Annotated in this window: 1 protein-coding gene; it reads right to left on the bottom strand. The window is 43.7% G+C overall.

Going from position 1 to position 311, the window contains the following annotated elements; genetic code table 11:
* Positions 1-311 (bottom strand): hypothetical protein (locus NE665_RS24245; RefSeq protein WP_256302750.1); only part of this gene is annotated, 311 nt, incomplete at both ends.

Here is a 311-nt window from a genome sequence, read left to right on the forward strand (position 1 = left end):
AGGTTGTATCTTCTTCATATTTTGCTTTTCTCAATGCTTCATCTGTTGCGAAATCGTTCGTTCCATCATTCCACTTCTGGAAATGATAGCCCTTGTCAGCCTTCACGGTCGATGGCTGTGTTGGGTGCGCGTCAATCGCTACAGGTTTGTTGTTTTCAATGACCAGCTTACCATTTTCAACTTTATACTTGTTGATCCATTCAACGGTTGTTCCACTCACCGTTCCCTTTTGGTCTGCTGCTGCCTGATAGGTGTATTTCACCTGATACTCATCCGGAATCTTATCGCCGTTTTCATCTGTACCGAAGTTT

Origin of the sequence: Clostridium sp. DFI.1.208 (genome assembly GCF_024463855.1) — a bacterium.
Lineage (GTDB): Bacteria > Bacillota_I > Bacilli_A > Erysipelotrichales > Erysipelotrichaceae > Clostridium_AQ.